Raw genomic sequence first — 16,797 nt, forward strand, 5'->3', positions numbered from 1 at the left:
GGTAGAGATAGGAATGTCAACAAAGTCCTGACAGTGACCGCATAATTAAATCAACATCTTGGTTTTCCAACTCACGAATGATATGAAGATAGGTTTTCTGGGTCGTTGTTATGCTTGCATGACCAAGTCGTCTAGCAACACTTGCGATAGAAACCCCGGCAAATAATAAAATAGATGCATGGGTGTGTCGCAGGGCGTGAATGGTGATGACAGGAAGATTTGCACTTAGGCAACGCTTTTCAAGAATGGCATTGATGGTAGAGTTGTAAATCCGCTCTTTCTTCACGAAAAGTAGGTCATCAGGTTGGGCGTGCTGCAATAAGTTGGCGAATTGGGTGCTGGTTTGCCAGTCGAGTTGGATTTTTCGAATTGAAGATTTATTTTTTGTAGGTAAAAATCCGCCGTCTCCTTTATAATTCCATGTTTTATCAATGGTCAATAGCTGTCGGTGAAAATCAAAATCTTGAGTAGTGAGAGCAAGGGCTTCGGAGAATCGAATACCTGTTTTAGCAATCAATAAGATGAGCCAATCCCAATTCAGCTCCTCTCCGAGACGTAATTCTTGTATCAACTGATGAAGTTCAAATTGGTTGAGGTATTTTGTCTTTTTCTTTCGAGGAAGTCTTCCTTTGATAATCACCTTACGTGTCGGATCTCGTTCAATAATTCCTTCATCTACAGCATCTAAAATAGCTCCTTTCAACTGGTGATGAAAATCCATGGTTGTCTGTCGTTCATGTGTTTTAGCATAGCTGTTAATCAATTCTTGGTAACGAACCCGATTCAAATCTTCCAACAACAGACTAGGAGCAAGCCTGATAAGCCACTGCAATGTCATTCTATATTTCTTGAGAGTGACTTCTCGAATGGCTCCTTCCTTGTAAATCCGAAGCCAATTTGCATAATAGTGATGGAAAAGCAGTTTTTCTTTTGATAAGTTCATAGCAGAACCTCCTTTTTAATTTTTAAAAATTACATAATTTATTGACAGATTTCCGAGGAGATGCTATACTTATTTTAGCGAAAAAAATGTAATTATGAAAAATTTCAAAGAAAGGAAAGTTATGAAACTAGAAGAATTGGCTCTCTTTACGGGAGGTAGTTTACAGGTTCGCTTGGATACTACCAGCTGGGAAGATGCTAGAGACTATATCCTCTATAATCAGCAACATCATCAATTGGATGGTTATGAGGTGATAGAAGAAGTGATAGATAGTCGGACCGTGACGACAGATAGAGAAGTGACCTTGCTCGAGGAGGGCGACTTACTCTTTAGTTTACTATCGGGGAAGGCTGTTTTAGTGAGAGCGGAGCACGCAGGCTTACTCTATACACAGAACTATATCAAAATTGAGCCCATTGCAAAGCTGGATAAGGCCTTCTTACTGTATCTGATTAATGAATCCTCGGCTATTAGACGGCAGTTTTACCAAAGCTTACAGGGGAGTGAGGTAATGAAATATACAGTCAAGCAACTGAAAAGTTTACAGCTAGGCGCCTTGCCTCCTTTAGATAGTCAGCAGAAATTAGGAAAGATTTATTTAGATGGATTAGCCTTACGGCAGAAGCGGCAAGCTTATGCGCAAGGAGATTTTTTACGACTAACATATTTGTTAAAGGAGGTTTGCGCACATGAATGAATTAGCATTTGAAACAGAATTGATTCAATATATTACGACAGGGACTATTACACAGCCGGAGCACCTAGAAGGTTTAGAATGGTCTGTTAGTGATTCTTCGACCCTGTATGCAGTCAAATCTAAACTGTGGACTTACGAGCCGGGTATCAAGACAACGGAGCAATTATGGGAAAATTTTCGTAATATTCTCTGGCAACACAACCAACATCGATTGGACAAACCCTTGAGCGATACCGAGTTTGCTCAGGTCAAGCAGATTATTTCAGATCTGAAGACACCTTATGAGGCTGGCCAGTTTTTATATGGGATTAGCGGTGTTTCCGAATTGGAAATTACGCTTGATGATGGACGGCATACATTTCTGACAGTATTTGACCAACGTAAGATAGGTGGTGGGGATACTGTCTACCAAGTGGTGAACCAAATTCGTAGGGCTCCTAAAATCCCTGGACGACGAGAATGTATATTCGATACAACCTTGTTGATTAATGGCTTACCTATTATTCAGATTGAAGAGAAAAAGGATACGGTAGATGTGGACAAGGCATTGAACCAAATGCACCAATATATCCAGGAACGGCAATATACGGATATTTTTTCTACCTTGCAGATTCTAGTCGCTATCGCCCCCAACAATGTTCGCTATATGGCCAATACCACTGCGGAAAAATTTAATAAGGACTTTGCTTTCCACTGGCAGCGTAAATCTGACGGTAGTAAGGTTCGGAATTGGAAAGAATTTGCGGATTCCATGCTCAGCATTCCTATGGCCCATCAGATGGCGACCAACTACATGATCTTAGACGGGACACCGCAGAAACAAATGCTGAAAGTCATGCGTCCCTATCAAGTTTACGCCACTCAGGCGGTCATTGAGGGGATAAAAAAAGTCGATTTTGAACTAGGCTGTAACAAGGTTGGCTACATCTGGCATACGACAGGCTCAGGGAAGACGATTACTAGTTTTAAAACAGCTTGGCTGGCAAGTCGAATGCCCAAGGTAGACAAGGTTGTCTTTATAGTGGATCGTATCGCTTTGACCAATCAGACTAAGGATGATTATCTGGCTTATGATCCAGAAGCTGGGGAGAATAGTTTTGGCAGTATTCGAGAAACTCAAAATACCACAGCCTTGGCACGGCAGTTGACTAGTAAGGATAGTGAGATTATCGTTACTTCTGTGCAAAAATTGGATACACTGGTGAAGAGAAAATCCTTCAAATCACCAGATAAGCATATCGTGTTTATCGTTGACGAAGCTCATCGCTCAACTGGTGGAGATAGTTTTGCAGGGATTCAAAAGGCCTTTAAGAAAGCGGCTTGGATTGGTTATACAGGAACTCCCAACTTAGATGATACAGGTGCTAGTCTGCGGACGCAAGATATTTTTGGCCCTCTTCTTCATGCCTACACTATTAAAAATGCCATTAGTGACCGCAATGTACTAGGGTTTAAGGTGGATTTTGAGACAACCATCGATCAGGAAAAACTAAAAACAACTTACTTGCCAGATTTTTATCGGCAAAAATACCCGAAGTGGACAAGTGCACAGATTGAAGAAAAGATTGCCTATCTAAGTCCAGATGATATGGATGATGCGGTGACTTCTAGCGTCTATGATGAAAATCCAGAGCATGTTCGATTGGTAGTCGAAGATGTCTTCAAACACTGGGCAAATCGCTCTGGCAGTGGCCGTTACAATGCCTTATTCACCACCCACGTAGGTGGAGGCAGGGCCTCCACACCCATGGCGATGATGTATTTCCGAGAGTTTCAACGAATCAATCAACTGCATCGAGAGCAAGGAGGTCTGGTCTTGAAGGTGGGAGTGACCTTTGCCTTGAATACTCAAAATAATGATAGTATGGTCGAGTCAAATACTGGTTTGCTTGAAGCTATTACGATCTATAACACAGAATTTGGGACATCCTTTGGCTTGTCAGATGTTGCCTCTTATACAGAGGACCTGGTTAGTCGCCTTAATAGAACAGCCAAGGACAAGAACTACTTAGATTTGGTGATTGTCGTGGATCAGTTGTTGACAGGTTTCAATGCTCCTGAGCTCAATACTCTTTATGTTGACCGAACCCTTAAAGGAGCCAGTCTTATCCAGGCCTATTCTCGTACCAATCGTGTGGAGGATATGGATAAAAAACCTTTTGGACGGGTGGTCAATTACCGCTGGCCAGCCCATAATGAGAAATTGATGAATCAGGCCTTGGCCATCTATGCAGATGATAGTGCTGCCGATTTATCAGATGCGGAACAAAAAAATAACAATGAAAAAAATGGATTGGTGGCTAAGCCTTTCAAGGATGTATTTGCTGAAGTCAAACAAACGGTCGACCAATTGAGAGAGTTGACGGGTGATTTCAATGATATTCCGAAGTCTGAGAAAAAGCGTGAGGCTATGTTAGAATTGCTCCGTGCTTACAATCAAGGATTGTCTAAGCTCAAACAGTATCAGCCAGAGGAGGTTGATGGGGTGATTGAAGGATTTGATTACAATCAGCCGGACCGCTTTATTGAAAGTTTGGGAATGTCTGTAGAGGAAGAAAAACTTTTGACGACAGTCTTAGCCAACGAATTGAAACGAACCTTGGCGAAAGAACAAAAAGTTAGCATTCACCAAATTGAACTCAAGATGACTCACATCAAGGAAGTGACAATTGACTACGATAAATTGACCGAACTGGTTGAGCTCTTGCTGAATCAGGTTCACGAAGAGAAGATGGTAGAAGCCGCAGCTACCAGGGATGAATTGGATAGATTTGCAAGCGGTTTGGAAGACCTCAACTATGCTGACCAGATCCGTCAAACAGGGGATGCAATCTATCGAGGTGATTTTCCGACACAAGATATGAACTTTGCTTATCCAGTCAAGGGGATTGATAGTCAGAAGATTATCCAAGAAGCCTCGCATGTTTATATTGACAAGAAGCTCTTTGCTTTCCGAATCCAATGGGGCTTGACGGAACATATCCGCAACCAAGAACTACGAGAGTTGTTGGCGAGACATCGATATGGTCAGAATGACTTGGATGATACCGGACACTTACGTACCTTGATAAAAGAAGCTAGTCGCGATTACCAGACCTGGGCAGAAGATGATGCTGTTAAAGGCTTGAGTAAGATTCAGTACCGCAATCAGTTGAGACAAGCACTATATGATTTGGCCGACGACTTGGTTGGTCAATAGGTTGCGATTTTGTTGGATGATAGCGTATAATAGAATGGAAATCGTCCGAAAAATTGCAAAAATAACTTTCAAAAATAAAACAAAAAGAAAGTAGAAAAGGAGGGACTATGACAAAAGAAAAATCAACCGTACCACGATTGCGCTTCCCCGGATTCACGGACGCTTGGAAACAGCGTAAGTTGGGGGAGGTGGCGGTGGTAGTGATGGGACAATCTCCAGATTCAAAAAACTATACTAATAATCCTTTGGACAATATTTTAGTTCAAGGAAATGCCGATTTAAAAAATGGGAATGTTGAACCAAGAGTTTGGACAACGCAAATTACAAAGATTGCAGAAAAAGGAGACATCATTGTATCGGTCAGAGCCCCTGTTGGAGATGTTGCCAAAACTAGATATAAGGTTGTTCTTGGGCGTGGAGTTGCAGGTATTAAGGGAAATGATTTTATCTATCAGACTTTAATAAGAATGAAGCAGTTTGGTTATTGGATGAAGTTGAGTACTGGTTCCACTTTTGAATCAATAAATTCTGGTGATATTAAAAGTTCATTGATTCCTCTCCCCTCCCTCCCCGAACAAGAAGCCATCGGCAACTTCTTCTCCGACCTAGATCAGCTTATTACTCTTCATCAGCGAAAATTAGATGATGTTAAAGAATTGAAGAAGGCTTTGTTACAGAAAATGTTTCCGAAAGGGAATGGAAACGATTTTCCTGAGCTAAGATTCCCAGAATTTACGGACGCTTGGAAACAGCGTAAGTTGGGGGAAGTTGCGGAAAAAATTAGTCAAAAAAATCTAGATAGACAGTATGTAGAAACTTTTACAAATTCTGCTGAATTCGGTATCATTTCTCAGAGGGATTTCTTTGAAAAAAATATCTCTAGTTTGGACAATATAAGTGGATACTATATTGTGAGTCCTGATGATTTTGTATATAATCCAAGGATTTCAAATTTAGCTCCAGTTGGTCCAATAAAGCGGAATAAATTGGGAAGAGTGGGGGTTATGTCGCCTCTTTATACTATATTTAGATTTTCAGATATACATTTGGATTTTGTAGAGAAGTATTTTGACACAACAATTTGGCATAGATATATGGAGCTGAATGGGGATAGTGGAGCTCGCTCAGATAGATTTGCCATTAAAGATTCAGTTTTCAAAGGTCTACCTATTCCCCTCCCCACCCTCCCCGAACAAGAAGCCATCGGCAGCTTCTTCTCCGACCTAGATCAGCTTATTACTCTTCATCAGCGTCAGTTGGATCATCTGAAACTGTTGAAAAAAGCCTTGTTACAGCAGATGTTTATATAGAAAGAGGTCAGTATGACATATTCGCAGGATTATTTAGATGACCTTCTGGTACGAATGGCCTATCATTCCAGCGGGATTGAGGGGAATACCATTTCTCTGCCTGAGACGGTTTCGATTATTTTGGAAAGCACGCTACCTGGCAAGCACAAGAGTATCCGTGAATTTTACGAGATTGAAAATCACAAACAAGCCTTCCAATCTCTGCTATTTGCCTTAGATAATGGGGAAGAGCTGAGTTTGGGACTGGTTAAGGATATTCATGCCTTGTTGATGGACCGCCTCCAGCATGATCGGGGGCAGTTTAAGTCGGTACAAAACGCTATTATTGGTGCGACCTTCAAGACTGCATCGCCAGAGGAAACGCCTTTTCTTATGCAACAGTGGGTGGACAATGCCAACTATCGCTTGGGGTTGCCTTTGGAAATAGCTGAGCTGTTAGAGGTGTTGGCAGATGTGCATATTCAGTTCGAGCGTATTCACCCATTTAGTGATGGGAACGGCCGGACAGGACGGCTGATTTTGATGTTCCAAAGTATGCTCAAGTTGGGAGCGCCCGTACTGATTAGTAAGGAAGATCGAGCTCTTTATATGGAGTTGTTAGCGGAACAAGATGTGACTGGATTATCCCAATTACTCAAACGCTCCTTGGAGTTTGAACAAGAACGAAAAAACCAGTTTTAAGTCGAGTTTTCAGAAAGCGATTTTCAATCGGAACTATTATTTTGGCCTGAAAATACAATGAAAGCCCTACTTTCACAACTACTTGGAAACAGCGTAAGTTGGGGGAAGTTTTGAAAGAAAGGAATGAAAGTAGGTCTCCAAGTGCTGATGTGCCCCTAGTATCATTTACAGTAGAGAATGGGGTTACCCCAAAAACGGAACGCTATAATCGAGAATTTTTAGTTAGGGATGAGAATAAGAAGTATAAATTTACCCAATTGGATGATATTGTATATAATCCGGCAAATTTGAAATTTGGAGCTATTGCGAGAAACAAATATGGAGCTGCTGTATTTTCACCGATATATGTTACCTATGGAGTGTTGTCAGAAGCTCATCCACTCTTTGTTGAGTTGATTGTGACTTCTACCAATTTCATACAACGAGCATTACGTTATCAAGAAGGGACAGTTTACGAGAGAATGGCAGTTAAATCTTTTGATTTGCTCAGGAGCGAAATTCCCCTCCCCACCCTCCCCGAACAAGAAGTCATCGGCAGTTTCTTCTCCGACCTAGATCAGCTTATTACTCTTCATCAGCGAAAATGAGATTTCGAGTAAAAAATGAAACAACATGAAAGGATTACAAAAACATGTCAAAAACTATTCAAGCCATTACCAATCAGATTTGGTCCATGGCCAATGAATTGCGAGGAAACATGGATGCTTCGGAATATAAGAACTATATCCTAGCCTTCATGTTTTATCGCTACCTATCTGAGCATCAAGAGCGTTTCTTGGTGGAAGATGAAATTATCAGTCCTGCTCCAGGAGAAACTGTTCAGGATGCCTATGCACGAGAAGCAGTTGGGAATGACTTGGTGGAGTATTTGGAAAATACAGCTTCTCACCTTGGATACGCGATTGCACCAGAAGATACCTGGGCAAGACTGGTAGCCAAAATTGATAACAGTGAGATTGTAGCGAGTGACTACCAGACGATTTTCGATCATTTTAACGCCAATGTAGAACTCAATCAGGATGCTATGGAAGATTTCAGAGGCGTCTTTAATGACATCAATCTAGGTGACTCTCGTTTGGGCAATTCAACGGTTGCGCGTGCAAAATCCTTGAACAGTATTGTGAAGCTGATTGACAGCATTGAGTATAAAAATGATGAAGGAAAGGATATTCTGGGGGAAATCTATGAGTATCTTATTGGACAGTTTGCCGCTTCGGCAGGTAAAAAAGGTGGAGAATTTTATACCCCGCATCAAGTGAGTAAGATTTTAGCCAAGATTGTTACTTTAGGTTTGGAAAAATCAGATACTAGCTTCTCTGTTTACGATCCAACCATGGGTTCAGGGTCCTTACTACTAACAGTGCGTAATGAATTGCCTCAGGGTCAGCATATCAAATTCTATGGCCAAGAAATGAACACAACTACTTATAACTTGGCGCGGATGAACCTGATGATGCATCAGGTCGGCTACAGCAATATGATTTTGAATAATGCTGATACCTTAGAAAGTGACTGGCCGGACGGGGTGGATGAACTTGGAATCGATCAGCCACGTAGTTTTGATGCGGTTGTTGCAAACCCACCCTACTCTGCTAAATGGGACAATCGTGAGTCCAAATTGAAGGATCCACGGTTTATGGAATACGGTAAGTTAGCACCAGCTTCTAAAGCGGACTTTGCCTTTATCTTACACAGTCTTTATCATCTGAATAATACAGGGACCATGGCCATTGTTTTACCACACGGAGTGCTCTTTAGGGGAGCAGCAGAAGGTCATATTCGCAAACTGATTATTGAGAAAAATTACCTGGATGCAGTTATTGGCTTGCCAGCTAACCTGTTTTATGGCACAGGCATTCCAACCACTATTCTGGTCTTCAAAAAAAATCGTCAGACCAAGGATGTCTTCTTTATCGATGCGAGCAAGGAGTTTGAAAAAGGGAAGAACCAGAATCACCTTTCCGATGACATGGTAGAAAAAATTGTAGAGACCTATCACAATCGTCAGTCTGTTGACAAATATGCTCATTTGGCATCAATAGAAGAAATTGTAGAAAACGACTACAATCTAAATATTCCTCGTTATGTCGATACTTTTGAGGAAGAGGAAGAGATCGATCTCGGGCAAGTAACGCAGCAACTAGAACAAGATAGACTAGAGATTCGGGCTCTAGAAGATAAGATTCGTCAACAATTAAAGACTTTGGGAGTAGATTTTTAGATAAATGAAAAGAGCGAGTAGAATTTTCCTCGCTCTTTCTTTGTATATCTTAAGGCTTAATCACATCAACCCCACCCATGTATGGACGGAGAACTTCTGGAATGGTGACAGAACCGTCTTCATTTTGATAGTTTTCAAGGATTGCCGCAACCGTACGGCCAACTGCCAGGCCAGATCCGTTGAGGGTGTGGAGCAATTTGACCTTGCCGTCAGCAGCATCGCGGTAACGGATTTGGGAACGGCGGGCTTGGAAATCTTCTGTGTTGGAACAGCTGGAGATTTCACGGTAGGCATTTTGGGCTGGAATCCAGACTTCCAAGTCGTAGGTCTTAGCGGCTGAGAAGCCCATATCGCCTGTGCAGAGGGCTAACACGCGGTATGGCAAGCTTAATTTTTGAAGGATATTTTCTGCATTTGCGGTCATTTTTTCCAATTCATCATAAGATTGTTCTGGTGTGGCAAATTTGACCATTTCAACCTTGTGGAATTGGTGAAGGCGGATAAGACCACGGGTGTCACGACCAGCAGAACCAGCTTCAGAACGGAAAGATGGGCTCATGGCTGTGAAGTAGATTGGCAGGTCTTTTTCTTCCAGAATCTCGTTGCGGTAGTAGTTGGTCAACGGCACTTCCGCAGTTGGGATGAGGACGAAGTTGGTATCAGCCAACTCAAAAGTATCTTCCTTGAACTTAGGATATTGACCAGTACCGAACATAGAGTCGTGGTTGACCATATAAGGTGTGATGATTTCTTGGTAGCCTTCTGCGATATGCTCGTCCAACATGAAGTTGTAGAGGGCGCGCTCCAAGCGGGCACCCAAGTTCTTGTAGAAGAGGAAGCGAGCACCAGTTACTTTTGCACCACGTTCCCAGTCCAGAATGTTAAGGTCTTCACCCAAATCCCAGTGAGCTTTTGGTTCGAAAGTGAATTCGCGTGGAGTACCCCAACGACGAACTTCCACGTTCTCTTCTTCATCTGCACCGACAGGAACAGAATCATGTGGCGTATTTGGAAGAACTGCAAGGGTGGCATTGAGTTTTTCATCAATTTCCAAGAGTTCAGCATCCAAGTTTTTTACATCCGCAGACAATTTCTGCATGGCAGCAATCTTGTCATCAGCATTTTCCTTGTTGCGTTTTGCTTGGGCAATCTCTGCTGAAACTGTGTTGCGCTCTGCTTTTAATTCTTCTACAGTGACCAAGATTTCACGGCGTTTTGCATCCAATTCCTTGATGTCTGCCAAGGTTTCGGCAGCCACACCACGAGTAGCTAATTTGGCAGCCACTCCGTCAAAATCTGTACGAATACGTTTGATATCTAGCATAGATGTCTCCTTTAGAATAAAAAACACAGAATGAGAGATGCTGGAGCGATAGTTACCGCGGTTCCATCCAGCTTCACATTCTGTGCACTTTAAGTATGTCATTTTTAGCCAACGGTAGAATTTCATATCCCTTGTTTATCTGCTCACAGCGACCGCAGACTTTCTGAAAAACGCCTGATATTACTTATCCGTTTGTTTTATTATACTTGATTTTTTATTTTTTTGCAAATAGATTTGAGATTTTCTGTCCTAGAATTTGCAGGAGAGTTGGCAGTTTGACAACTTTCTCATTGCCAATATGTTCACGAGCAATTTTTAGAATTTTACCAGAATCTTTAGAAGCAAAAAGGAATTTGCCGCTATCAGTATAGACTTCGAAGTGGCGACTGATTTTTCTATTGGAAACATTGGCACCAATCTGAATGATAGATGTCCAAGGGATTTGAACATAATTTTCAACGTTGTTATCAGCATAAAATTCCAGAGCTTGATCTCCTAGCAGGAACTTACCAACCGTTCCACCTGCAAGACTGAGATAGGAAACGCCTGTTGTGGATAGTTCGACGTGTTTATTTAATGATTGTGCCATAGTTACCTCATTTCTTGTTTTATTATACCATAAAACCCCGCATGAGCGGGGTTTCTTAATGGATTACATAATTCCAAATAGGCGAGCTACGATACCGAATGCAAACAAACCAACGATGATAGTGATTGGAGAAACTTTTTTCTTCAACAACCACATGCATAGGAAGGTAAGAAGCAAGTGCATGAAGCCTGGGATAAGACCGTTCAAGTTTTGTTGGAAAGTAGTAACTTTAGTTGGAGTTTGTGACAAACCTTGACCAACCAATTCAAAGGCTTTTTGGATACCTTCGTAGCCTTCTGGCAATTTATCCCACTCGATGTAAGCACCTTCTGAGAGTGGAACTTCAGAAACCGTGAAGTTGAAGCCGATAGATACCCAACGTTGAGCAAGTACAGCAAGGATGAACATACCGAGGATAGAAGCCCCTTTAGTGATGTCTTGGAGGATACCACCTGACATATCTTTAGTGATTTCTTTACCTGATTTGTAACCAAACTCTTGAGTGTACCATAGGAAGCCCATACGGATAGCGTTCCAAAGACCGAAGAAGAGGATTGGGCCAAGGATGTTACCTGACACAGCAAGTGAAGCACCTAGGGCACCGAGGATAGGACGTACTGTAAACCAGAATACTGGGTCGCCGATACCAGCGAGAGGTCCCATCATACCGATTTTCACACCTTGGATAGCAGCATCATCGATGTCAGCACCGTTTGCACGCTCTTCTTCAAGGGCAAGTGTTACACCGACGATAGGTGCAGCAACGTATGGGTGGGTGTTAAAGAATTCCATGTGGCGTTTAAGAGCCGCAATTTGATCTTCTTTCTTAGTGTAAAGTTTTTTGATGGCTGGAACCATTGTGTAAGCCCAACCCAAGTTTTGCATACGCTCAAAGTTCCATGATGCTTGAAGGAAGGTTGAACGCCAGCAAATCGCTTTACGATCTTTTACTGAAAGTTGAATTTTTTCTGTCATGATTGTGTTCTTCCTTTCTTCTTAGTAGTCTTCTAGGATGTCGCCGATTGGGTCGTTAGAACCAGCTCCGCCACCGTTTCCACCTTTTTTAGAAAGGTTAAGGTAGATGAAGGCAAGAGATACACCGATAGCACCAAGTGCGATAAGTGTCAACTGGCTAACAGCAGCAAGAGCGAAACCGATAGCGAAAAATGGCCATACTTCGCGAGTAGCCATCATGTTGATAACCATAGCGAAACCTACGGCAACAACCATACCACCACCGACGTTCATACCACCTGACAACCAAGCTGGCATAGATTCAAGAGCATCTTGAACAGCCTCAGTTGGGATAGCAAGAAGAAGGGCAGCAGGAACAGCAATACGAAGACCTTGAAGTGAAAGGGCAATCAAGTGGTAGCGCTCAAGTGCACCGAAATCACCACGTTCTGCAGCAGCATCAGCACCGTGTACAAGGGCAACAGATGCAGTACGCACAAGCATTGTAAGGAAAAGACCTGCAACAGCAAGAGGGATAGCAAGACCTTGAGCAACTGAGATAGCAGTTGCTGAGAAGTCACCACCCTTGATCAAGATGATAGCGGCAGCAACAGAAGCAAGGGCAGCGTCTGGTGCAATCGCAGCACCGATGTTTGACCAGCCAAGGGCAACAAGTTGGAGAGTTCCTCCAAGCATAACACCTGCTGTAAGGTTACCGGTAACGAGACCGATGAGAGTACATGCAACGATTGGTTGATGGAATTGGAATTGGTCAAGGACACCTTCCATACCTGCAAGAAAGGCCACGACAACGACCAAAATTGCAGAAATAATTGAAATATCTGACATAGTTATAATCCTTTCATATTTCTGATAATCACACAGTGTTAATCAGTTATTATTTAACATCTGCCTTGTTAATCAAGTCAAACAAATCTTTTGGTGAATCGTTTGGAACTTTACGAACATCGAATTTGACACCGAGTTCACGCAAGCGTTCAAAGGTTGCAACATCGTCCTTATCCATAGAAAGAACAGTGTTCACCATTGTTTTACCTGTTGAGTGAGCCATCGAACCAACGTTCAATTCCTTGATTTCTACACCACCTTCGATTGCTTCAAGAGCTTCTTGAGGTGTTTCAAAGAGAATCAAAGCGTGTGTGTTACCGAAGCGAGGATCTTTAGAAACCTCAATCAGTTTCTTGATAGGAACGACGTTTGCTTTAACGTTTCCTGGAGCCGCTTGCTTGAGCAATTGTTTACGAAGGTCATCTTGTGCCACTGTATCTGAAGCGACGATGATACGGTCAGCTTTAGAAGCAGGAGTCCAAGCAGTAGCGACCTGACCATGCAAGAGACGAGTATCGATACGAGCCAAGTTGATTTTCAACTTACCATCACCGATAACAGTTCCTGGAGGGATTGCACCTTGTGTAGCAGTTGTTGCTACATCTGCTACAGGAGCGGCTTCAGTTGGTTGTAGTTCTTCTGGAAGAACCTTCACACCATCCTTGGCTTCCTTAATAATGTTTGCCGCAACTTCCTCCACGCCAGCAGCAGCGTTAATCATACGCTCTGTGTAAGCTTGGATAAGCATTGGCAAGTTTAGACCGGTGATGATAGCAAACTTACGATCTGGATTTTCACCAGCTACACGGCTTGCTTGGTTGAATGGAGAACCACTCCAAAGGTCAGCCAAAACCAAGATTTCATCATCGGCATCGAATGCGTCCACGGCAGCATTGAGCTTAGCATATAAATCATCTGGTCCTTCACTTGGCATGAAAGTAACAACCTGTACTTTATCCTGTTCGCCAAAGATCATTGAACCTGACTGATGAATACCAGCAGCAAATTCGCCATGACTTGCAATAATGATTCCAATACTCATTATTGATCCTCCTAAATTTTTCTTGTTCATGTAAAAACCATTGAATGGGCTTTCATGTTCGAACTATAACATTATAAAACGTTTTCAGTGCATTTGTCAAGAGAAATGATGTTAAAAGTGCAAAATGTTTCCAAAACTTTTCATAATTATGTTTCAGAAAAGTGATAAAAATATGCAATGAATATGATAAAAACCTGACAGTTTATCAGGTTTTTTGATGTCTATAAAAATAGGTTTTCTAGTTCACGTGCGACACCATCTTCAAAATTAGCAAATGCTGTCAATCTGTCGGCATGTGGACGAAGTGTGTCGCTACAATTTTTCATGGCATAGGCTGTGCCTGCTAGGTCTAGCATCTCAACATCGTTGTGCTCATCGCCGAAGGCAATTAAGTCGCTAGGAGTGGCTTGGTAGAGGTTAAGAACATAGCTCAGAGCAGTTGCCTTATTGACACCTTTTGCACAAGTTTCGAGGATATTTAATGGTCCGCCCCACGTATTGATTTCTAACTCATCCTTGAAATAGGCATTCATTTCTTTTGCAAGTTCATACTTATCAGTTGCACGAGTCTGCATAAGGATGGAGTGGGGGTCGCTGGTAATTAGCTCTGGTTTAATGAGGGTTTCTGGTGTAATTTGCTCCACTCCCATAAGGGAAGGGTCGATTTTATCTAAATTCTTTTGCGTAATAAAGAATTTATTTTTGTATTCTCCTGCGATAAAGTCTGCCTCAAATCGCTCTTCTTCTTTTAAAAAATCCAGTAAATATTTTTTATCAATGAGAATATTTTTTTCCCATTGCCATTTCTTTCCAGGGATGTGGACTAAAGAACCGTTGAAATTAATCATGGGAGTATCCAGTTCTAGCTGTTGGTAAAATTTTTCAGCCATTCGATAGGGGCGACCTGTGGCGATAAGAACGGTGTGTCCTGCTTGGCGGACCTTCTTTATAGTTGAGATGGTATAATCAGATAATTGGCTATCATTATTGAGCAATGTGCCGTCCAAATCGATAGCTATAATTTTTTTCTTCATATTTAATAGCATTCCTTTCTAGATTCGTTATACTAGCTTTTAATAGTGAATAATGTTTAGGTAGTAGCTAGATTGCTGAGAAATTATTTTATGTTTCAAAGAATACTACTCGTAGGTAGCCACATCTTGAACTAATAATTTCCAGTATAACAAAAGGAGATAATAAAAGCAAAGAAGCGATAAATTTTGTATAGATTTTTTGTAAGTCTGCAATGTTCGGTAATTACGAATATTTCGAGTCAAAAATCAATAAAATAACGTTTTTGAGATTAAAAAACTTGAAATTAGAATGTTTTTTGATTATAATGTTTTTATCGTTCGTAAATTAAAAGGAGAAATGAAAAAATGGATCAATTTTTTAAATTGAAAGAACACGGAACGACGGTTTCTACGGAAATTATGGCAGGACTTACAACTTTCTTTGCCATGTCCTATATTTTGTTCGTTAACCCGAGCGTATTGAGTGTGGCAGGTATGCCAACTCAAGCAGTCTTTTTAGCGACTATTATTGCGAGTGCTGTATCAACGCTTGTTATGGGCTTGTTTGCTAACGTACCTTACGCCTTGGCACCAGGTATGGGGTTGAATGCCTTCTTTACCTATACAGTTGTCATTGGTCTTGGTTTTACTTGGCAGGAAGCCTTGGCTATGGTTTTCCTCTGCGGTTTGTTTAATGTTTTAATCACCGTTACCAAGGTTCGTAAGAGCATTATTAAGGCGATTCCGATTAGCTTGCAACATGCCATCGGTGGAGGTATCGGGGTTTTCGTTGCCTATCTTGGTTTTAAAAACTCTAATTTAATCACCTTCTTGACATCTGGTTCAGATATTATTACTGTTAACGGAGTTGCTCCTGCAGATGCTACAGCAGATACTTTCGCAAATGGGGTCTTCTCAGTTTTTGCTGGTGGTGGTGTCGTACCTGGTATTTCAACCTTTACTGATCCAAGTGTTCTCTTGACAGTGTTCGGTCTTTTTTTGACAGCTGTTCTGGTTATTAAGAACGTGCGTGGTGCAATTTTGATTGGTATTATTGCAACGACTTTAGCTGGAATTCCAGCAGGTATTGTGGATCTGTCTACAATCAATTTTGCAAATAACAATATCGGTACAGCCTTTGCGGAGCTTGGTACAACTTTCTTAGCTGCCTTTGGTGGCTTGTCTTCACTTTTTGCTGACTCAAGCCGTCTACCACTTGTTTTGATGACTATCTTTGCATTCAGCTTGTCAGATACCTTTGATACACTTGGTACCTTTATCGGTACAGGTCGTAAGACTGGTATTTTCTCAGAAGAAGATGAAAAAGCTCTCGAAAATGGTACAGGCTTTAACTCTAAGATGGACAAGGCGCTCTTTGCAGATGCGATTGGTACCTCTATCGGTGCACTATTTGGTACTTCAAATACAACGACATATGTTGAATCGGCTGCAGGGATCTCTGCAGGTGGTCGTACTGGTCTGACAGCTGTTACAACTGCCATTCTCTTCTTACTATCAATTTTGATTTTACCATTCATTGGAATTGTGCCAAATGCTGCAACAGCTCCAGCCTTGATTATCGTCGGTGTCATGATGGTTTCATCATTCCTTGATGTTGATTGGAGCCAGTTTGAAGACGCTCTTCCAGCCTTCTTTGCAGCCTTCTTCATGGCGCTTTGCTTCTCTATCTCTTACGGTATTGCAGCAGCATTTATCTTCTATTGCCTAGTAAAAGTTTCAACTGGTAAGGCTAAAGAAATTCATCCAATCCTTTGGGGTGCTACAGCTCTATTTATTCTGAATTTCATCATTCTAGCCATCTTGTAATCTGTTTATTATCCTTGAACTGCTCTTCATTTGAAGGTCGGTTTTTTATTTAACATCAAAATATATGGAAACCAATGTGATTTATTCAGCAGAATGCTGTATTGAATATTGTATAGTCGAATGAATTAGCTTTCAGACAAGGAACTGA

The 16,797-nt window shown here is 41.6% G+C and carries 14 protein-coding genes; 7 read left to right on the top strand and 7 right to left on the bottom strand.

What is annotated here, in order from left to right; translation table 11 throughout:
- Positions 1-16: 16 nt before the first annotated feature.
- Positions 17-943: a site-specific integrase gene (locus K6969_RS02385; RefSeq protein ID WP_002942550.1), complete on the bottom strand. Its 927-nt coding sequence runs from the start codon at positions 941-943 to the stop codon at positions 17-19.
- Positions 944-1,064: 121 nt separating this feature from the next.
- On the opposite strand from K6969_RS02385, the gene K6969_RS02390 reads away from it, so the two are divergent.
- The 6 genes from K6969_RS02390 to K6969_RS02415 all read left to right on the top strand — a co-directional run bounded on the left by K6969_RS02390 (position 1,065) and on the right by K6969_RS02415 (position 9,051).
- Positions 1,065-1,640: a restriction endonuclease subunit S gene (locus K6969_RS02390; protein WP_105154677.1), complete on the top strand. Its 576-nt coding sequence runs from the start codon at positions 1,065-1,067 to the stop codon at positions 1,638-1,640.
- Positions 1,633-4,839, top strand: coding sequence for a type I restriction endonuclease subunit R (locus tag K6969_RS02395; RefSeq protein WP_321537452.1), 3,207 nt, complete (start codon positions 1,633-1,635; stop codon positions 4,837-4,839). Before K6969_RS02390 ends, K6969_RS02395 begins: the two co-directional genes overlap by 8 nt.
- Before the next feature lie 107 nt (positions 4,840-4,946).
- Entirely contained in the window at positions 4,947-6,149 is a 1,203-nt protein-coding gene (locus tag K6969_RS02400; RefSeq protein WP_321537453.1) for a restriction endonuclease subunit S, read from the top strand.
- A gap of 12 nt (positions 6,150-6,161) precedes the next feature.
- Complete coding sequence (locus tag K6969_RS02405) at positions 6,162-6,830, top strand: Fic family protein (RefSeq protein WP_029174464.1); 669 nt, start codon at positions 6,162-6,164, stop codon at positions 6,828-6,830.
- 110 nt (positions 6,831-6,940) lie between these two features.
- Positions 6,941-7,417 carry a restriction endonuclease subunit S gene (locus tag K6969_RS02410; protein WP_237658536.1) on the top strand — a complete coding sequence of 159 codons (477 nt, stop codon included), beginning with the start codon at positions 6,941-6,943 and terminating at the stop codon, positions 7,415-7,417.
- Positions 7,418-7,461: 44 nt separating this feature from the next.
- Positions 7,462-9,051 (top strand): type I restriction-modification system subunit M, encoded by a 1,590-nt coding sequence (locus K6969_RS02415; RefSeq protein WP_105112388.1) that lies wholly within the window; start codon positions 7,462-7,464, stop codon positions 9,049-9,051.
- Between the two features lie 49 nt (positions 9,052-9,100).
- On the opposite strand, the gene serS is transcribed toward K6969_RS02415, so the two are convergent.
- The 6 genes from serS to K6969_RS02445 all read right to left on the bottom strand — a co-directional run bounded on the left by serS (position 9,101) and on the right by K6969_RS02445 (position 14,843).
- Complete coding sequence (serS, locus tag K6969_RS02420) at positions 9,101-10,375, bottom strand: serine--tRNA ligase (RefSeq protein ID WP_321537454.1); 1,275 nt, start codon at positions 10,373-10,375, stop codon at positions 9,101-9,103.
- A 214-nt stretch (positions 10,376-10,589) separates the two neighbouring features.
- Positions 10,590-10,964 (bottom strand): DUF956 family protein, encoded by a 375-nt coding sequence (locus tag K6969_RS02425; RefSeq protein WP_024375653.1) that lies wholly within the window; start codon positions 10,962-10,964, stop codon positions 10,590-10,592.
- 63 nt (positions 10,965-11,027) lie between these two features.
- On the bottom strand, positions 11,028-11,939 hold the full coding sequence (locus K6969_RS02430) for a PTS system mannose/fructose/sorbose family transporter subunit IID (RefSeq protein WP_024375652.1): 912 nt from the start codon (positions 11,937-11,939) through the stop codon (positions 11,028-11,030).
- Between the two features lie 21 nt (positions 11,940-11,960).
- Positions 11,961-12,767, bottom strand: a complete 807-nt coding sequence (locus K6969_RS02435; RefSeq protein WP_029174461.1) for a PTS mannose/fructose/sorbose transporter subunit IIC — start codon at positions 12,765-12,767, stop codon at positions 11,961-11,963.
- 49 nt (positions 12,768-12,816) lie between these two features.
- Positions 12,817-13,809, bottom strand: a complete 993-nt coding sequence (locus tag K6969_RS02440; protein ID WP_321537455.1) for a PTS sugar transporter subunit IIB — start codon at positions 13,807-13,809, stop codon at positions 12,817-12,819.
- A gap of 221 nt (positions 13,810-14,030) precedes the next feature.
- Positions 14,031-14,843: a Cof-type HAD-IIB family hydrolase gene (locus tag K6969_RS02445; RefSeq protein ID WP_321537456.1), complete on the bottom strand. Its 813-nt coding sequence runs from the start codon at positions 14,841-14,843 to the stop codon at positions 14,031-14,033.
- A gap of 345 nt (positions 14,844-15,188) precedes the next feature.
- On the opposite strand from K6969_RS02445, the gene K6969_RS02450 reads away from it, so the two are divergent.
- Complete coding sequence (locus K6969_RS02450) at positions 15,189-16,649, top strand: NCS2 family permease (protein ID WP_321537457.1); 1,461 nt, start codon at positions 15,189-15,191, stop codon at positions 16,647-16,649.
- The last annotated feature ends 148 nt before the right edge of the window (positions 16,650-16,797 follow it).

The sequence above is a fragment of the Streptococcus suis genome, from assembly GCF_019856455.1.
Classification (GTDB): Bacteria; Bacillota; Bacilli; order Lactobacillales; family Streptococcaceae; genus Streptococcus; species Streptococcus suis_AE.